Source organism: Mycoplana sp. BE70 (assembly GCF_031455855.1).
In the GTDB taxonomy this organism is placed as follows: Bacteria; Pseudomonadota; Alphaproteobacteria; order Rhizobiales; family Rhizobiaceae; genus Mycoplana.
In genome coordinates, this window is sequence record NZ_JAVDTM010000007.1 from 34,832 (window position 1) to 52,901 (window position 18,070).

General features: G+C 62.7%; 16 protein-coding genes. 3 read left to right on the top strand and 13 right to left on the bottom strand.

What is annotated here, in order from left to right; all coding sequences use genetic code 11:
• Positions 1–33: 33 nt before the first annotated feature.
• Positions 34–834: a hypothetical protein gene (locus J2Y48_RS14070; RefSeq protein WP_310418992.1), complete on the top strand. Its 801-nt coding sequence runs from the start codon at positions 34–36 to the stop codon at positions 832–834.
• 190 nt (positions 835–1,024) lie between these two features.
• On the opposite strand, the gene J2Y48_RS14075 is transcribed toward J2Y48_RS14070, so the two are convergent.
• The 8 genes from J2Y48_RS14075 to J2Y48_RS14110 all read right to left on the bottom strand — a co-directional run bounded on the left by J2Y48_RS14075 (position 1,025) and on the right by J2Y48_RS14110 (position 10,830).
• The gene (locus J2Y48_RS14075) at positions 1,025–1,708 is read right to left on the bottom strand and encodes a cyclic nucleotide-binding domain-containing protein (protein WP_310418995.1); all 684 of its coding nucleotides are present in this window, start codon (positions 1,706–1,708) and stop codon (positions 1,025–1,027) included.
• Between the two features lie 217 nt (positions 1,709–1,925).
• A complete protein-coding gene (locus J2Y48_RS14080; RefSeq protein WP_310418998.1) occupies positions 1,926–5,240 on the bottom strand; it encodes an efflux RND transporter permease subunit in 3,315 nt (1,104 codons plus the stop codon).
• A 155-nt stretch (positions 5,241–5,395) separates the two neighbouring features.
• The gene (locus J2Y48_RS14085) at positions 5,396–6,595 is read right to left on the bottom strand and encodes an efflux RND transporter periplasmic adaptor subunit (RefSeq protein ID WP_310419000.1); all 1,200 of its coding nucleotides are present in this window, start codon (positions 6,593–6,595) and stop codon (positions 5,396–5,398) included.
• 333 nt (positions 6,596–6,928) lie between these two features.
• Entirely contained in the window at positions 6,929–7,921 is a 993-nt protein-coding gene (locus J2Y48_RS14090; RefSeq protein WP_310419005.1) for an ABC transporter substrate-binding protein, read from the bottom strand.
• 19 nt (positions 7,922–7,940) lie between these two features.
• Positions 7,941–8,810 (bottom strand): ABC transporter permease, encoded by an 870-nt coding sequence (locus J2Y48_RS14095; RefSeq protein ID WP_310419008.1) that lies wholly within the window; start codon positions 8,808–8,810, stop codon positions 7,941–7,943.
• Positions 8,807–9,691 (bottom strand): ABC transporter permease, encoded by an 885-nt coding sequence (locus J2Y48_RS14100; protein ID WP_310419010.1) that lies wholly within the window; start codon positions 9,689–9,691, stop codon positions 8,807–8,809. The genes J2Y48_RS14095 and J2Y48_RS14100 overlap by 4 nt, the downstream gene beginning before the upstream one ends.
• Before the next feature lie 2 nt (positions 9,692–9,693).
• On the bottom strand, positions 9,694–10,029 hold the full coding sequence (locus J2Y48_RS14105; RefSeq protein ID WP_310419013.1) for a hypothetical protein: 336 nt from the start codon (positions 10,027–10,029) through the stop codon (positions 9,694–9,696).
• Entirely contained in the window at positions 10,030–10,830 is an 801-nt protein-coding gene (locus J2Y48_RS14110) for an ABC transporter ATP-binding protein (RefSeq protein ID WP_310419015.1), read from the bottom strand.
• A gap of 123 nt (positions 10,831–10,953) precedes the next feature.
• On the opposite strand from J2Y48_RS14110, the gene J2Y48_RS14115 reads away from it, so the two are divergent.
• On the top strand, positions 10,954–11,367 hold the full coding sequence (locus J2Y48_RS14115; RefSeq protein WP_310419018.1) for a cupin domain-containing protein: 414 nt from the start codon (positions 10,954–10,956) through the stop codon (positions 11,365–11,367).
• Positions 11,368–11,381: 14 nt separating this feature from the next.
• On the opposite strand, the gene J2Y48_RS14120 is transcribed toward J2Y48_RS14115, so the two are convergent.
• From J2Y48_RS14120 to J2Y48_RS14130, 3 genes are all read right to left on the bottom strand, one after another.
• A complete protein-coding gene (locus tag J2Y48_RS14120) occupies positions 11,382–11,729 on the bottom strand; it encodes a hypothetical protein (protein ID WP_405030235.1) in 348 nt (115 codons plus the stop codon).
• A 29-nt stretch (positions 11,730–11,758) separates the two neighbouring features.
• Positions 11,759–13,213 (bottom strand): dihydropyrimidinase, encoded by a 1,455-nt coding sequence (gene hydA / locus J2Y48_RS14125; protein WP_310419024.1) that lies wholly within the window; start codon positions 13,211–13,213, stop codon positions 11,759–11,761.
• An 80-nt stretch (positions 13,214–13,293) separates the two neighbouring features.
• Entirely contained in the window at positions 13,294–14,544 is a 1,251-nt protein-coding gene (locus J2Y48_RS14130; protein ID WP_310419027.1) for a Zn-dependent hydrolase, read from the bottom strand.
• 278 nt (positions 14,545–14,822) lie between these two features.
• Here J2Y48_RS14130 and J2Y48_RS14135 point away from each other — a divergent pair, with 278 nt between their 5' ends.
• Positions 14,823–15,473: a TetR family transcriptional regulator C-terminal domain-containing protein gene (locus J2Y48_RS14135; RefSeq protein WP_310419029.1), complete on the top strand. Its 651-nt coding sequence runs from the start codon at positions 14,823–14,825 to the stop codon at positions 15,471–15,473.
• 18 nt (positions 15,474–15,491) lie between these two features.
• Here the strand turns inward: J2Y48_RS14135 and J2Y48_RS14140 are convergent, their stop codons facing one another.
• Together J2Y48_RS14140 and J2Y48_RS14145 are read right to left on the bottom strand one after the other, a co-directional pair.
• The gene (locus J2Y48_RS14140) at positions 15,492–16,964 is read right to left on the bottom strand and encodes a diguanylate cyclase (protein WP_310419034.1); all 1,473 of its coding nucleotides are present in this window, start codon (positions 16,962–16,964) and stop codon (positions 15,492–15,494) included.
• 126 nt (positions 16,965–17,090) lie between these two features.
• Positions 17,091–18,026, bottom strand: coding sequence for a DMT family transporter (locus J2Y48_RS14145; protein WP_310419036.1), 936 nt, complete (start codon positions 18,024–18,026; stop codon positions 17,091–17,093).
• Positions 18,027–18,070: the final 44 nt, after the last annotated feature.

Consider the following 18,070-nt stretch of genomic DNA (forward strand, 5'->3'; position numbering starts at 1 on the left):
AGTTATGTTCACCGGCGAAATGCGGAGAATGTAATGTTTCGGGACGTTGGCCGACAGACAGCGCTGGGAGGGAACCGCTTCACCCTTGCGAGGGATGGCCTCGCGACGCTTGTGGCCTATGGGGTCCTGGTGACGGCCGTGCTCGCAACAGCGATCCACCTGATCTTTAGCGCGCTCCATGTACCGTTCCATCTGCTGCCGCTGGCGGAGCCGAGCCTGGCTTCCCAGGGGCCTGCCCCGTCGATGCTGATGGCGACCAGTGTCGCCGCTTTGGTCGCGACGCTCGTCGGCCTCGGCGTCGGGAGTGTCTATCGCTCGCGTGGCGCGCGTGATCAGGGTGGTGCCGTCAGTTCGACCGCCGGTATAGTGGGGCCCGACGCGTTTGTGGAGGCAACTGCCGGGTCTGAAGCTTACCGGTTCCTGGTGCTCTTTCAGGTGCAGCATTTTGCGTTCATCGCCAGCCGCTATGGCGCGGATGCCGCGAACGGTGCGACGCGACGGGTTATGGAGGAACTCTCTCGCACCTTTTGCGCGCCGCACGCAATCAGGCGATGCCCCGGCGGCGAATTCCTCGTCATAGCGGGGTCCCAGAGTCATGACGACTGTATTCTGCTTGTGGAAGAGGTTCGCCGTTCGGTGGCGGCACGCACCATCGCAACAGGAGGAATGGAACTGGCCGTTGCACTGTCGGCTACCATAGCGGAGGTCGCGCCGAATATGCCGGCTTCCTTGGCGCTAGAGGTCGCGCGGCGGGCGGCGGACCATGGCAGAGATAGCGCCTGCGAACATACGGTCCTTGCCTTCGAGGGGCATGCAAAGGTGTGGAACTGCTGAACCTTCGGGGGCATGCTCGGAAGGCGCTGGCGCTTCGAGCCGTGAGATTGCCACGGTTAATTAGGTACACTTCACCTTGCGGCGCCGGGTAAACCGCACATAACCGCTATACAACGAAACAATTCTGCCGGTGGTTAGGCCACGGCCACCGTGTGACCCCGCCATTGCCGCCGCATTCCACAGCGGCGGGTCACACCGACTGCAGCGCCTCGGGATCGTTGACCTGCACCAACCGGCCACGCACACTGACGCCGTACCGCTTCAGATGCGAGAACGCGCGCGACAGAGCTTCCGGTGCAAGCCCCAGCTTACCGGCTAACAGGTTCTTCTGATAGGGAAGGCGGAAGCTGACATTGCGCGAGCCCTGCGGGCATTGCTTTTTCAGATAGTGTGCGACCCTCTGCGGGGCGGTGTGGAGGCGGTCGTCCGCCAAGGTGGAAAGACTGCCTGCGAACTGGCCGGACAGCCCCGCAGCCAGCGCGAGTGCAAGATCTGGCTTTCGGGCGGCGAGCTCCCGGACCCGCTGCAGGCTGAACTGGACGATCTTGACGCTGTCGGTGGCCTGAGCGCTGGCGCAATAGGCGTGCCCATGCAGGCAGGCGCTCGCGCCAATCAGGTCGCCTGGTTCATGGACCAGAAGGTCCACCTCGCGGCCCAATGAGGAAAGATGGAAGCTGCGCACGTAGCCGCTGAGCACGCAGCAGAGCGTGTCGGCGAGGTCCCCCTCGCGAAACAGCACCTGTCGCGGTCCAATCGTTCGTACAGTGGCAATCTCGAGCATGGCCGACAGCGTGTCCAGTTCCAGCCTGGACAGCAGCGGCAGCCCCATCAGTGTCTCGCGCTCCCAGGCGCTTGGCCTTATCATCCTGTTCATCGCTTTACACCGCCTCTTCCCCATGTATCATTCCAAGGGAGGGTTTTGTTTGAACAACAGTGCCCATCCCTCGATGTAGAAGAGATGGTAAAGCGCATTTTCAGGACCTTCGTTGATTTCGGTCAAATAGTCACAAGGCTCTAATAAAGCCGGAAGACGAGAAAAAGCCGGGTGAACTTGCCACCCGGCTTTCGTTTAACCTCAAGTTTTGAAACCCTTATTCCGCTGCGAGCGTGGAACGGTGCACGACGCTGAGGGGCTTTTTGCCGGCCGCGCGCTCCTTCTCCAGTGCTGCCACCCGATCCTCCAGGGCCTCGACGGTTCTTGCTGTTTCGTTCGCTGTTTGCGTCAGCGCCTCGTTGTCGAGCGGCTGGGGCTCTTCGTCCTTCTTGCCGACGAGGCGACCGAAGAGCCTTGCCAGAAGCCGCGAGAGGTCGTCCATGATCAGGAAGAAGGACGGCACGACCACCAGTGACAGAACGGTCGAGACGATGATGCCGCCGATCACCGCGGTCGCCATGGGTGCGCGGAACGTCCCGCCTTCGCCGACGCCGAGCGCCGACGGCAGCATCCCGGCCGACATGGCGATCGACGTCATGATGATCGGTCGGGCACGCTTGCGCCCCGCCTCGACCATTGCCTCGAGGCGGTCCATGCCGCGGTGCATCATCTCGATCGCAAAATCGACCAGCAGGATGGCGTTCTTGGTCACGATGCCCATCAGCATCAGGATGCCGATGAGGACGGGCATGGAAAGGGAGTTCTGCGTCAGGATCAGGCCCGCAGCCACGCCGCCGATTGCGAGCGGCAGCGAGAACAGGATGGTGAAGGGCTGGATGACATCCTTGAACAGCAGGATCAGCACCATCAGCACCAGCAGGAGGCCAAGCAGCATGGCGTTGCCGAAGCTCTGGACCATTTCCGCCTGGATTTCGGCGTCGCCGCTTTCCTGGAAACGCACGGTCTCGGGCATGTCGATGCTGTTGGCGATTTCCTTGAAACGGGCCGTCGCCGTATCCAATGCCACACCGGGCTTCAGATCGGAGCCGATAGCGACGACCCGGCTGCGGTCGAAACGCTTGATCGAACTGGGGCCTTCCGAGTAGTCGATGTCGGCCACCGACGACAATGGCACGACCTGCCCGCTTGCCGTCTTGATCTTCAGGTTGCGGATTGCACCGAGATTGCCGCGGAATTCGCGGTCGACTTGCACCCGGATGGGTATAAGGCGCCCGTCGAGCGACATCTTGCTGAGCTGTGAATCGATGTCGCCGATCGTGGCGACGCGGATCACTTCGGCGATCTGTGCGGTGGTGATGCCGAGGCGCGCCATCTTGTCGTCGTGCGGCCGGACCTGCAGTTCGGGCCGGGGCAGCGAGCCTTCGGAGCTCACGTTCGAGAGCAGCGGGTCGGCCCGCAGCTTGGCCTCGAGCACGGCGACCGTGTTGTTCAGATCTGCTTCATTGTTGGAAAGCAGGTTGAACGTCAGGTCGCGCTCGGCGCGGTCGTTGAGCTTTATGATGCGGACATCCGGGATATCGCGGATTGCCGCGAAGATGTCCTTTTCGACATCCCATTGCGGTTTGATACGGCCGGCCGGCGGCAGCTTCGGGAGGTGCTGGCCGATGACCGGCAGGCCGCCGAGGACGTCGTTGACGATCTTGTTGAGGAGCGAATGATCTCGCTTGTCCAGCATGACCGTCACCGACGCGCGGCGCAGTTCAAGATCGCCCTTCGGCGAGGAGCCCCCCAACACGAAGATGTCGCTGACGCCATCGATGTCCTTCAGACGCTCGACGATTTCCGACGTCGCGCGGTCGGTGTCTTCCAGCATGGCATCGGGGGGGAGTTCGACCGACATAACGACGCGCGAGGCATCCTCCGGCGGCATGAAGCTGCCGGGAACGGTGAAAAGCAGCATCACCGAGCCGATAAGGAAGGCAATGGCGCCAAGAAGCGTGGCGTAACGGCTGTACCAGTGCTTGGTCGTCACCGTCACGAGCCAGGTGTAGCCGCGCATGAAGGTGCTGTCCGTCTCCTCGTCGTGACCGTCGGCGTCGCTGGAGCGCATCAGGTAGGCCGCCATCACAGGTGTGATCAGGCGTGCCACCATGAGAGAAAAGAACACGGCGACGGCAACGGTGAGGCCGAACTGGATGAAGTACTGTCCCGGAATTCCCGGCATGAAGGACACCGGCACGAACACCGCGATGATCGTGAACGTGGTGGCGATCACCGCGAGGCCGATTTCGTCGGCGGCCTCGATCGCGGCGCGATAGGGTGTTTTGCCCATCTTGATGTGACGGGCGATGTTCTCGATTTCGACGATCGCGTCGTCGACGAGAATGCCGGTAGCGAGCGTCATGGCGAGGAAGCTGACGAGGTTGAGCGAGAAGCCCAGCAGTTCCATGATGTAGAAGGTCGGTATGGCGGAGAGTGGCAGGGCCACGGCCGAGATCAGCGTCGCGCGCCAGTTGCGCAGGAAGAGCAGCACGACGATGACGGCCAGGATCGCGCCTTCCATCAGTGTGTGGAGCGCTGCTTCGTAGTTGCCGTAGGTGAAGTAGACGGCGTCGTCGACAAGGCTGATCGCGACGTCGGGGTTCTTCTCGCGCACCTTGGCAAGGGCCTTGTCGACGGATTCGGCAACCGTCACCTCGCTGGCGCCCTTCGACCGGAAGACGGCGAAGGTCACGACCGGCGTACCGTTGAAGCGCGAGAAGGAGCGGGGCTCCTCGTAGGTGTCGGTGATCCGGCCAAGCTCGGACAGGCGGACGAAGCGCCCGTTCGGGAGCGCGATCATCGTCGCTGCCAGCTTTTCCACCGAGCGCGCGTCGCCGAGCACGCGGATCGCCTGTTCGGCACCGGCGATCTGGCCGCGACCGGAACCGACATCCGCGTTCATGCTGCGCAACTGCCTGTTCACATCGGCGGCGGAAATGCCGAAGGATTCAAGCCTGTCGGAGTTCAGGTCGACCAGCACCTCCCGATCGGCGCCGCCGAAGCGGTCGATCTTGCCGACGCCCGGCTGGCCCTGCAACGCGCGCTTGACGGTGTCGTCGACGAACCAGGACAGCTCTTCGAGGGTCATGTTCGGCGAGGAAACCGCAAACGTCTGGATTGCCTGTCCCTCGACATCGATCTTGGTAACAATCGGTTCGTCAACCGACGCCGGCAGATCGTTGCGCACGCGGTCGATCGCGTCCTTGACGTCCTGCAGCGCCTGGTTTGTCGGCACCTCGATCTTGAACAGAACGGACGTCACGGAGCTGCCGTCGGTGACGGTCGACAGGATGTCGTCGACGCCGGAGATGCCGGCGACCGCGTCCTCGATCTCCTTGGTCACCTGGAGTTCGAGCTCGGCGGGTGCCGCACCGCTCTGGGTCACCGTGATCGCTATGACCGGAACGTCGATGTTCGGAAAGCGGGTGATCGGCAATGAAAAGAACGATTGCAGCCCGACGACGATCAGCAGGAAAAAGGCAAGCAACGGCGCGATCGGATTGCGAATGGACCAAGCAGAAAAGTTCATGTTGCAAATGTCCTCGTCCCAGAGATCGCCTGCATGGATTCGGGTTGTCAGTCCTAAAGCGAGCCGCGGTATCTCAGGTTTGCTTGCAGCGCTCTAGGGCCTGGATTTTTCGCATGTCTGTTCCGAAAGCGATTTTCGCTTTCAAGGCACATGCCTTAGTTCGCAGCAACGGGTGCGGCCTTCACCGGTCGGACCCTGTCGCCGTCGCGGACATAAGCGCCAGCCTTGGCAACGACTTCATCGCCGGCGGCAAGGCCGCTTGCGATTTCGATTACCTGGCCGTCCTGGATACCGGTTTCAACCTTCACCAGTTTGACGATACCGTCCTCAACCTTACGCGCAACCGTGCCTTCGCGCGAGGTGGTCACGGCGGAAAGCGGGAGAACGACGCCCTTCTTTTCCTGCGTGATGATCTCGGCGCTGGCAAACATGCCGACACGCGCCTTTTCCGGCTCGTCCAGCTTGATGTAAACGCGACCGAGGCGGGTATCGTTGCTGAGCGTCGGTTCGACCAGGCGGATGCTGCCGGAGAGCTTGGTTGCGCCGCCGGCAAGCGTCACGGTTGCCGGCTGGCCCACGGCGAGCTTGAGGATCGAGGTCTCGGATACATCCGCTTTCAACTCGATTTCGCCGTTGCGAATGATTGAGAACAGCGGCTGGCTGGCGCCCATCGCGATTGCGCCGATCTTGGCGGTTCGCGAGGACACGATTCCGGCGACCGGAGCCTTGACGGCCGTGCGGGCGAGTTTCAGGTCGATGTCGGCGATCTGCGCGTCCATGACCTTGATCTCTGCCTTCGAGACGGAAATGGCCTGCTCTGCAGACGTGACGCGCGAAACGGCAGCCTTGGCAGCGGCGGTTGCCTGGTCGAAAACTGCCTGGGAGGTCGCGCCCGACTTGACCAGTTTTTCGGCGCGCTCGCGTGCCTTGTCGGCTTCCTCGGCGTTTGCTTTCGCTTCGATCAATTGCGCTTCGATCTGCGCCAGAGCGGCCTCGGCCTTGGCGCGCATTGCCTCCTGCTGGCTCTTTGCCAACAGCAGTGCATCGTCGTTCAGCGTTGCGAGCGTATCGCCCTCCTGCACGCGGTCGGCGACTTCGGCGCCGAGGGAACGAATGGAGAGACCGTCGACGAGCGGCGCTACATAGACTTCCTCGACCGGCTGGATCGTGCCGGTGGCAATCACCCGATCGACGATGGTGCGCTCTTCCGCAGCGGTGACGACGATTGCCGGCAGGTTTTGGACCTGGTCGCCTGCGGGTTGGGCAGCAACGTCGGCCGCGCGCAAACTCGTTGCGCTGGCCGCAGTCGAAACAGCGACGGAAAGGCAGAGAATGTACTTTAGTCCACGCGCCATGGGCCGACCTTCTCGATGCAAGTGAATTCGCAAGACACGCCGGAGTTTCTTCTTGATTTGGCCGGGCGCCATTCTCCCAGATTGGCTGGACGCTGCGTTCAGGCGCACGTCCAGCGGCCTTGCGTGGCCGGGTCCCAAGCTGCGCGATGTATGTAATGGGATGGCTTCCGCCTTACAAGGCGCCATACAGCATGGTGCCTCAATATTCTACATCGACCGTTGTCGCCGTGCAACATAACAGGCCGTGCTAGCATGGCGCGCATCTGCGGCCGATGAAGAAGGCGCGCGGAGGAGGTAACCACCGCGCGCCTTCGTTGCAATCAAGTCCGAGTTCTACTTGAGGGCTTCGTCGCTGATCTCGTGCGTCCAGGCGCCCTCCGGCTCCTTGGAGATGACCGGATCGGAACCGCCCGCCAGCAGCGAGGCGACGGTGCGCTTGTAGTCGGTTTCGTCGAGCGCGCCGTTCGAGCCGGCGGTGAGCTTGGCGACCTCGCCCATCATGAACTTCTGGTGCGCCTCGGTCTGCGCGCCGGTCGAGTCGTTTTCCAGCACGATGCCGGCGGCTTCGTCCGGGTTCTGTTCGGCATATTTCCAGCCCTTCATGGAGGCACGCACGAACTTGACCATCTTTTCCTTGAAGGCCGGGTCCTTGAGCTTGTCTTCCAGCACGTAGAGGCCGTCTTCCAGTGTGGCGACGCCCTGGTCTTCATACTTGAAGGTCACGAGGTCTTCCGGCTTGATGCCGGCGTCGAGAACCTGACCGTATTCGTTGTAGGTCATGGTCGAGATGCAGGCGGCCTGCTTCTGGATCAAGGGATCGACGTTGAAGCCCTGCTTGAGGACGGTGACGCCTTCCGGTCCGCCATCGGTCGGAATCTTCAGGTGGCTCATCCAGGACAGGAACGGATACTCGTTGCCGAAGAACCAGACGCCGAGCGTTTTGCCCTTGAAGTCTTCCGGTCCTTTGACCCCGGTTTCCTTCAGACAGGTCAGCATCATGCCGGATTGCTTGAACGGCTGGGCGATATTGACGAGCGGAACGCCCTTCTCGCGGGTGGCAAGGGCAGAGGGCATCCAGTCGACAATGACATCAGCGCCGCCACCGGCGATCACCTGCGCGGGGGCGATGTCGGGGCCGCCCGGCTTGATTTCGACGTCAAGACCTTCCTCCTCGTAGAAGCCCTTGTCCTTTGCCACATAGTAGCCGGCAAATTGCGCCTGGGTAACCCATTTCAGCTGCAAGGTGACCTTGTCGGCAGCCTCGGCCTGGAAGGCGGCAAGCGAGAAGGCACTTGCCATAAGCAGCGATGCAATCGTTTTTTTCATAGCGGTTCCCTCATTATTATTACGCCTGCCCACCGCGGACAGACGGATGCCAGAAGGTAACGGCGCGCTCGACGAGCGCAACCGCTCCGTAGAAGACCGAGCCGGCGAGCGCGGCGATCGCGATCTCGGCCCAGACCATGTCGACATTCATGCGGCCCACTTCCGTGGAGATCCGGAAACCCATGCCGACAATGGGCGTTCCGAAAAACTCGGCGACGATGGCACCGATCAGCGCCAGCGTGGAATTGATCTTGAGTGCATTGAATATGAAAGGCCAGGCGGCGGGAAGCCGTAACTTGACGAGGGTCTGCCACCAGCTGGCGGCATAGGTCCGCATCAGGTCGCGTTCCATGTGGCTGGCCGCGGCAAGACCGGCGACGGTGTTCACCAGCATGGGGAAGAACGTCATGATGACGACGACGGCCACCTTTGACTGCCAGTCGAAGCCGAACCACATCACCATGATCGGGGCGACGCCGATCACCGGCAGCGCCGAGACGAAATTGCCGAGCGGCAGCAGGCCCTTCTGCAAGAAGGGCGAGCGGTCAATGAGGATTGCGACCAGGAAACCGAGGCCGCAGCCGAGCGCATAGCCGGTGATGACCGATTTCAGGAACGTCTGCCGGAAGTCGGCCCAGAGGGTGGGCAGCGAGCTGATCAGCCGGGACCAGATGGCGCTTGGCGCCGGCAGCAGCACCGACGGGATGCCAAAGCCCCGCACGATGCCTTCCCACAGCACCAGAATCGCGATGCCAAACAGGAGGGGAACGGCCAGGCGCGCCGCCCGCTGCGCTGCAAGATTGTGGAAATGCTGGCGCACCAGCCATTCGTTGAAGGCCCAGGCGGCGAGCCAGAAGGCGACGGCGGAGAGGAGCGGGGCGTAGTTCATGCGCGGGCTCCCATGCGTCTGAGAACGGCCGAATGGGCAATGCCGACAATGACGACGAGGAGGGCGGCAACGGCTGCCGCCATGAACAAGGCCGCCCAGATCTGCACCGTCTGCCCGTAGTAGGAGCCGGCCAGCAACCGCGCGCCGAGACCGGCGACCGCCCCGGTCGGCAGTTCGCCGACGATCGCACCGACGAGCGAGATCGCGACCGCCACCTTCAGCGAGGTAAAGAGATAGGGCATGGAGGACGGCCATCGCAGCTTCCAGAACGTCTGCGACGAGGAGGCATTATAGGTGTGCATCAGATCGAGCTGGATCTGCTCGGGGCTGCGCAGCCCCTTCACCATGCCGACGACGACCGGGAAGAAGCTGAGATAGGTGGAGATCAGCGCCTTCGGCAGCAGGCCGGAGAGGCCGACCGCGTTGAGCACGACGATGATCATCGGCGCGATGGCAAGGATCGGGATGGTCTGGCTGGCAATGACCCAGGGCATCAGCGAGCGATCCATGGCCCGATTGTGGACGATGCCGATCGCCAGCAGGATGCCGAGCACCGTGCCCATGGCAAAGCCCAGCAGCGTCGCCGACAGCGTTATCCAGGCGTGGTAGACGAGGCTGCGCTTCGAGGTGATCGGCTTGTCGACGGTGGTGTCCCAAAGTTCAGCGACGACCTGATGCGGTGCCGGCAGCACCGGACGCTCCTGCGCCATGGTCTTCGGCACAAGCTCCGAGAACGTGATCGTCGTCCCGTTGCGCGCCGCCGTGTCGCGCTCGAATGGCGCGTTGAGGAAGACGGCGGCGACGTACCAGAGCGCGATGATCGCGACGACAACGGTGCCGATTGGGACGAGGCGGTCCTTGAAGAAGCTTTGCTGTTCCATCGTCAGCTCCGTTCTGCCGCAGGCATCAGCATCAGCCCCATGGCGAGCACGCCGAGGCCAACGCCGGCAAGCTGGGTGTTGCTCAGCCGCTCGCCGAAGACGACGAAGGCGATGACATTGATCAGCAGCAGTTGCGCGATCGCGGACGCCGAGATGGCCAGCCCGAGCCCCCCTTCGCGCATCAGTCGCACCATCATCAGGTTGCCGACGCAGTAAAGCCCAAGCGAGAAGACGAGCATCAGCAGGTTGTTGTTCGACACGTAGGCGCGCGAGGCGGTGGCCGCCGAAAGAAACACGGCCATGGAGCCGGTCAGCCAGAGGATGAACTGCGGATTCATTTACCGGTGATCCTCATAGCTGTGCCCAGCGCGCAGCCCTTCGCGGACGCGATGGGCGATCTCGAGGAACTCCGGCGTCTCACGAATATCGAGGGGACGCTCCTTCGGCAGCGTGGATTCGATAATGTCTGTGACGCGGCCGGGGCGCGGGCTCATCACCACGATCTTGGTCGAGAGATAGACCGCCTCCGGGATCGAGTGGGTGACGAAACAGATGGTCTTGTTGGTGCGTTCCCAAAGCTTCAGCAGGGCTTCGTTCAGGTGGTCGCGGACGATTTCGTCGAGCGCGCCGAACGGTTCGTCCATCAACAGCAGGTCGGCGTCGAAGGCGAGTGCGCGGGCGATCGAGGCGCGCTGCTGCATGCCGCCGGAAAGCTGCCAGGGATATTTCCGGCCGAAACCGGCGAGATTGACGAGATCGAGCGTGCGGGCGATGCGCTCCTTCTGCTCGGCGGCGGAATAGCCCATGATTTCCAAAGGCAGGGCGATGTTCTTTTCGATCGTCCGCCAGGGATAGAGGGCCGCGGCCTGGAAGACGTAGCCATAGGCACGCTTGTGGCGCGCTTCTTCCGCCGTCATGCCGTTGACAGTGATCGTGCCCGACGTCGGCTTTTCCAGGTCGGCGATGACGCGCAGAAATGTGGTCTTGCCGCAGCCGGACGGGCCGATGAAGGAGACGAAGTCACCTTTTTCGACCGTGAGATTTACGTCAGAAAGCGCATTCACCGGGCCATCGGCGGTCTCAAAGGTCAGGCCGAGATTTGTTGCGCAGACGACGGAGGATGCGGATGCCTTGTTCATTCCATTACCCTCGGTGGCGCTGGCGGAACCAGACTGCATGCCTGTCGGGCGCATTGCAATCGGCATTGTCTTCATGGCTAAATCTGACACGGGACTTCACACTCGATTGTTGGAGGAAGGGCGATGGAACGGGGTGAAACAGCGACCTGCCGCGTCATCCGCCCGGGCGGCAGCTATGATGGCAAGCAAGGGCTTTCGTATTTCGAGGGGATTGCGAGCGAGACAGTCGGCTCGACCGGCATCTGCATGCATCTTTTGACAATTCCGCCGGGCAGTCGCGCCAAGGCGCATCTGCATGCGAGCCACGAGACGGCGATCTACGTGCTCTCCGGCGAGGCGCACACCTGGTACGGAGAGCGGCTGGAACAGCACGTCGTCGTCAGGGCCGGCGAGATGTTCTACATTCCCGCCGGCGTGCCCCACCTGCCGGCGAACCTCTCCGACGCCCCCTGTTCGGCGGTCATTGCCCGGACCGATCCGCACGAGCAGGAAAGCGTCGTGCTGCTGCCGGAACTGGACGGGTTGGTGCCGGTCTAACGATTCGGGACGCGTCATCGACATTGCACCAGCGGTCCCCAGGCCGTCCCTTCGGAGAACGTGATGGTGACCGATCCGTCGACAGCTGGAACAATCGCAATCGACTCAGTTTCCGCCGCGTCGTCGCCTTCTGCGTGGCAGGCCACTGTTGCCGTAAAGGCGTCGCCGATCTTCTTCGCTTCGTCCTTGAACGCGCAGTAGGAAACGGAGGTGGTGATGCCTTCCTTATCCAGCAGAAAGAAAAGGTCGGAGCCTGTCGTTTCGCCGGTCAGGGCGTAACGACAGCCGTCCGCGTCGCCGTAGGAGCCATCGGGGAAACGCTGTTGCGCCTGGGCCTGACCCCAGATGCAACAGCCGGCCATGAAGATCAAAGCAACCGTCCGAGGCGCCATCAGACCCCGCTTGCCGGAATGCCGCTGCGCTGCACCTTGCGAGGTGCTGTGACTTCCTTCCAGGTCGACAGCGCTGTCGAGACGGCGGGGAAGGGATCGCGGCGGACGAATTCCCCGTGGCCCTCCTTCGTCTTGACCGTTGCTTCCTCAATCGCGACGACACCGCGGGTCAGCGTGAAGCGCGGCAGGCCCGTCACCTCCTTGCCCTCGAAGACGTTGTAGTCGATCGCCGACTGCTGGCCCTTGGCGGCAATCGTCTTCGACCGCTTCGGATCCCAGACGACGATGTCGGCGTCGGCGCCGACGAGGATCGCGCCCTTCTTGGGATAGATGTTGAGGATCTTGGCGATGTTCGTCGAGGTGACGGCAACGAATTCGTTCATGGTGATCCGGCCGGTGTTGACGCCGTGGGTCCACAGCATCGGCATCCGGTCTTCGAGCCCGCCGGTGCCGTTCGGAATCTTGGTGAAGTCGCCGACGCCGGTGCGTTTCTGTGCCGTGGTGAAGGCGCAGTGGTCGGTTGCGACCACCTGCAGCGAGCCCGAGGCCAGGCCCGCCCACAGCGAATCCTGATGCTGCTTGTTGCGGAAGGGCGGTGACATGACGCGGCGAGCGGCATGGTCCCAGTCCTTGTTGAAGTATTCGCTCTCGTCGAGGGTCAGGTGCTGGATGAGCGGTTCGCCGTAGACGCGCATGCCCTTCTGGCGGGCACGGCGGATCGCCTCGTGCGACTGCTCGCAGGAGGTATGCACGATATAGACAGGGCAGCCGGCCATGTCGGCGATCATGATGGCGCGGTTGGTGGCCTCGCCCTCGACCTCGGCTGGGCGCGAATAGGCGTGCGCCTCGGGGCCGTTGTTGCCTTCGGCGAGGAGCTTCGCCTGCATCTGCGCCACCACGTCGCCGTTTTCGGCATGGACGAGCGGCAGGGCGCCGAGTGCGGCGCAGCGCTGGAAGGAGGAAAACATCTCGTCGTCATCCACCATCAGGGCCCCCTTGTAGGCCATGAAGTGCTTGAAGGTGTTGATACCCTTGTCCTTGACGACGGTCTCCATCTCGTTGAAGACCTGCTCGCTCCACCAGGTGATCGCCATGTGGAAGGAGTAGTCGCAGTTGGCCCGAGTGGACTTGTTGTCCCACATCTGCAGCGCTTCGAGCATCGACTGGCCGGGCGAGGGGAGCGCGAAGTCGACCACCATCGTCGTGCCGCCGGCGAGCGCCGCGCGCGTGCCGCTCTCGAAGTCGTCGGAGGAATACGTGCCCATGAAGGGCATTTCCAGATGGGTGTGCGGGTCGATGCCACCCGGCATGACATAACAGCCGCTCGCGTCCAAAACCTCGTCGCCGGAAAGATTCGGGCCGATCGCGACGATCTTGCCGCCCTCGATCTTGACGTCGGCCTTGTAGGTCAGATCGGCGGTGACGACGGTGCCGCCCTTGATGACTGTGCTCATGTCTTTCTACCTTCGCAACTGTGTATGGACGGCAAGCTGCCATGACGAAAAAGGGCGGCGCTTTCGCACCGCCCCTTGTTTCACTCGACGATTCCCGCCGTCTCGATCACCGCGTGGAACAGCACGTCGGCGCCGGCACTGGCCCATTCCCTGGAGATGTCCTCGGCCTCGTTGTGCGAGAGGCCGCCGACACAGGGGCACATGATCATCGTGGCCGGCGCCACCTTGGCCGCCCAGCAGGCGTCGTGGCCGGCGCCGGAAATGACGTTCATGTGGCTGTAGCCGAGGGCTTCGGCTGCCTTGCGCACGGCTGAGACCAGCGTCGGGTCGAAGGTGACCGGGTCGAAATGGCCAACCGCTTCGACGGAACAGCCGACGCCGAGCGCCTCGCAGATCTTTGCCGCTTCCGCTTCGATCGTCGCGCGCATGCCATCGAGTTTCGCCTGGTCGGGCGAGCGGATGTCGACGGTGAAGACGACCTTGCCGGGAAGCACGTTGCGGGAGTTGGGGGAGAAAAGGACCTGGCCGACGCCGCCAACGCAGCCCGGCTGGTTCTTCATCGCCACAGTCTGCACCATCTCGATGATACGGGACATGGCAAGCCCGGCATTGACGCGCATGTTCATCGGCGTCGAGCCGGTATGCGCCTCACGACCGGCCAGTGTGAACTCGAGCCACCACAAGCCCTGACAGTGCGTGACCACGCCGATCTGTTTGTTCTCGGCCTCGAGGATCGGGCCCTGTTCGATGTGGTATTCGAAATAGGCGTGCATCTTGCGCGCGCCGACTTCCTCATCCCCAACCCAGCCGATGCGCTTGAGCTCGTCGCCGAAGGTTTTTCCGTCCGGATCCTTCCGCGAATAGGCGTAGTCCAGCGTCAGCGCACCGGCAAAGACGCCGGAAGCGACCATGGCGGGGGCAAACCGCGCGCCTTCCTCGTTGGTCCAGTTGGTGACGACGATCGGATGCTTCGTGCGGATGCCAAGGTCGTTCATCGAGCGGACGACTTCGAGGCCGGAGAGCACACCGAGCACGCCGTCAAACTTGCCGCCGGTCGGCTGGGTGTCGAGGTGCGAGCCGATGTAGACGGGCAGTGCGTCCGGATCGGTGCCGGGGCGGGTGGCGAACATCGTGCCCATCTTGTCGACGGCCATGCTCATTCCGGCGGCCTCGCACCAGCGTTTGAAAAGGCTGCGGCCTTCGGCATCCGCGTCGGTCAGGGTCTGGCGGTTGTTGCCGCCGGCGACGCCGGGGCCGATCTTCGCCATTTCCATGAGACTATCCCACAGGCGGTCGGCATTGACGCGCATGTTCTCGCCGGGTGCGGCCATGTCACTAGCTCCCATTTCTGTCGAGCGGCTCCTTGCGCAACCGCCTATGTGTTCCCGCCGGACAATAGGGCGCGATTTGTTTTTGTGCGCCTCCGAACAGCCGTTGCGTTTGAAGCGCAACTCGCCGATAATTTGACCGGTTGGTAAACATTACAGCTTCCATTGCGGCACTCAAGTCGAAAAAGCGAAAAGCCGCGGGCTTGGCCCAGAAAAATGGCATGGGCTAAACTGGTGATTTTGACTGCACTTTTCTGTTCGGGCAAAAGCTGAGAGGCAAGATGGTTCTACCGAGAGCGGCGAAGACACAGCGGCGCACGCGAATTCAGGAGGAAAAGGAAGAGCGAATCCTGGAGGCCGCGCTGGAAGTATTTTCGCTGCATGGCTATCGGGGGGCTACGGTCGACCAGATCGCCGAGGTTGCCGGCATGTCGAAGCCGAACCTGCTCTATTATTTCCGCACCAAGGAGGCGATGCACCGCGCGTTGATCACGCGCGTGCTGGACACTTGGCTGGACCCTCTTCGCGAGTTCGACGCAGAGGGAAATCCGGTAACGGAAATCCGCAGCTACATCCGCCGCAAGCTTGAGATGGCGCGGGATTTCCCACGCGAAAGCAGGCTCTTCGCCAATGAGGTCCTGCAGGGCGCGCCCAACATCGAGGACGAGCTGAAAGGACCACTCAAGGCTCTCGTCGACGAGAAGGCGGCAGTGATCCTCGCCTGGGCCAAGGCCGGCAAGATCGCGAAATGCGATCCCTATCACCTGATCTTTTCGATCTGGTCGACGACCCAGCACTACGCCGACTTCGACGTGCAGGTGCGCGCGGTATTGGGGCAGGATCAGGCGGGCGATGGCCGTTTCGAGGATGCCGCTCGCTTTCTCGAGCAGCTCTTCATCGGCGGCTTGCAGGTGCGGGACCAGGCTTCCTGATCGGCCGCTTCTCACTGTTTAGGTGCTTGTTCCTTCGCCGGTTCCTACTTTCGCAAGACATGCTGTCGTGAAAACAACGATGCGGTTGCGTCCGTCGGCTTTTGCCCGATAGAGCGCGGTGTCGGCCTGAGCCAGAAGGGCATCCAGAGAGGGCCTGGCTGTATCGGTCTGAAAGGCCAGCCCGCCGCTGACGGTTATCGGAATGCAGTTGCCGTTGCCGACATCGACCAGCCGTTCTTCGACCGTCCGGCGGATGTTCTCGGCGATCGCGGCGGCCACTTCGCGCATCGTATCCGGGAAGAAGACGGCGAACTCCTCGCCTCCCAGCCGGCCGAACAGGTCCTCCTTGCGAAGCGCTTCGGTCACCGAACCGGCGAAGGCGACGAGCGCCGCGTCACCGCCAGCATGGCCGTGGCGGTCGTTGACGGACTTGAACCGATCCACGTCGAGCATCAGCACCGCGGCATAGCCGAGTCCGGCGGCATCCGTCTCCAGCAGGCGTTCGCTTCGCTCGATGAATGTGCTGCGGGTGAGGGCGCGTGTCAGCGCGTCGTGATCGACCGAATCCTGCAGGCGTTTGAGGAGTTCGTTGCGCGTGGTGGTGACACTGGCGACGGTGAGGGGTGCCAGTGCGATCAGCGCAAGCGCCAGGCGGATCGACTTGCCCCATGTGAGCAGGTCGATGTGGGCCGGCAGCGTCGCGAAAGACCCGGTGACGATCACCATGCCCCACATGCTGAAAATAAGGGTGAGAACGGCGGTGGTGAACAGCGAGTAGCTGACGGCACACCACAGCAGCGCCGGGACCGGAAAGGCGAACGAGCCGGGACCTTCGATCACATTGCCAAGCAGGATGGAGACGGCAAGGGCTGCGACTGGCATCACATCGCGCGTCCCTTCGACTGTCGCGAAAATTCGCCTGGGCCAAGGGATGTCGCGCGGCCGCGGCGCGGTCAGGATAACCGGCAGCACGACGATGGCATTGGCGAGCTCCGTACCGAACCAGTACTCCAGGCCGATCGCAAAGTCGCGTCCGAATGCCAGGCTCGCCGCACCGGCGCCGATGAAGGCGCCTGCGGCGGCGGCGCTGCAGCAGACGGCGAAGAGGAGCATGAACGATTGCGGCCAGCGCAGGCGCTGGTGATCCACGGAGATGCGCCGAAACAACAGATAGCCGACGGCCGCTTCGGCCATATTGGCGCAGGTCATCCACAAGGTCAGGCCGAATGATCCGCCAGTCACCAGATCGGCCGCGACGTAGCCGGCGAAGGCGCCGGTCCAGCCGGAAAAGGAGGCCAGGCGTGGACTGCGGATCATGATGCCGAGCAAGACGGCGTTTGCGGGCCAGAACGCTGCAAGAAAACCGACTGGCCTTGTCAGGATGCCGAACAGTGCTGCGCAAAAGATGACGCCGGCAACGAACAATGCATCACGCGCAACGCGCGTCCAACTCGGCGGCAGGTCCGATATGGACCAGCTGTCGTCAGTCATATGATGCCCCCAACTTCGTCCCGCCGCGCCAGCTAAGGCAGCGATCGGACCCCTTTGACACCATGGCTGTGAAATATTTCTGAATGGCGATGGGGTGCGACGTTCCTTCGCAGCCAGGGCGTGTCGTCAGTCCGGCAAGCGCGCCATGGCCACAAGGCCGCAGGCGGTGACGAGGGCGCCGGCGAACACGGCCGCATGGGGCCAGCCGTGACCGAGAAGACCTTCGAGGACAATGATGAAGCTCGGCGTCAGGTAGCCGTACCCAAGCACCTTCGGCGCTGGCAGCCGCATGGAGGCGTATTGGAGAAGGAGGAATGTCACCGCCGTGGTCATGACGGCGAGATAGGCAACGGCGCCATAGACGACCAGAGGCAGCGTGGCGAAATCGGTTGCCGCGAGCTCCCGCGCGCCAAAGGGCAGCAGGCACAGGGTGGAAGCGACCGTGACCCAGAAGCCGAAGGCGAACGGGTTCTCGCCCCGGCCGTATTTGCGCAGCAGCGGCACATAGGCGGCGTGTGCTGCGACGCCGATGAAGAAGATGATTTCGCCGCGACCGACATCGAAGGAGAGCATCGCGTCGATTTCGCCGCGGAAGATGACCCAGACCGCGCCAATGGCCGCAATCACCAGGGCGATCAGGACGCCCGAGCGGGTGCGTTGGCCGAGGAAGAGCAGTGCGAAGCCGGCGCTCAGCAACGGCATGAGCGTGAAGACGGCTCCGGTCGAGATCGGATCCGTAAACTCCAGCGCGATGAACATCGTCAGCATGTAGAAGGCGATCAGTCCGCCAAGAACCAGGAAGCGCCAGGTTTCCCTTGGCAGAGCAAACGGAGCGCGGAATATGCCGAAGGCAAGGACGGCCATCACCAGCATGGTCAGGAGATAACGCCAGAGCATCAGCGGACCCGCATCCATGTGCTGTGTCGCCAGCCTGCCGAAGGAGAAGGAGCCGGCGATGAGCACGGAGAAGAGCAGCATGGCAAGGTGGCCTAAGAAGCGCTCCCGGCGCGATACCTGCGGGTTTGAAGCGGCCCGTCTGGTGTGCTGCGTAGTCCGATCCACGAAGATGCTTCCGGTTGTGCGAAACTTTGCCGGCTTAGCATGGG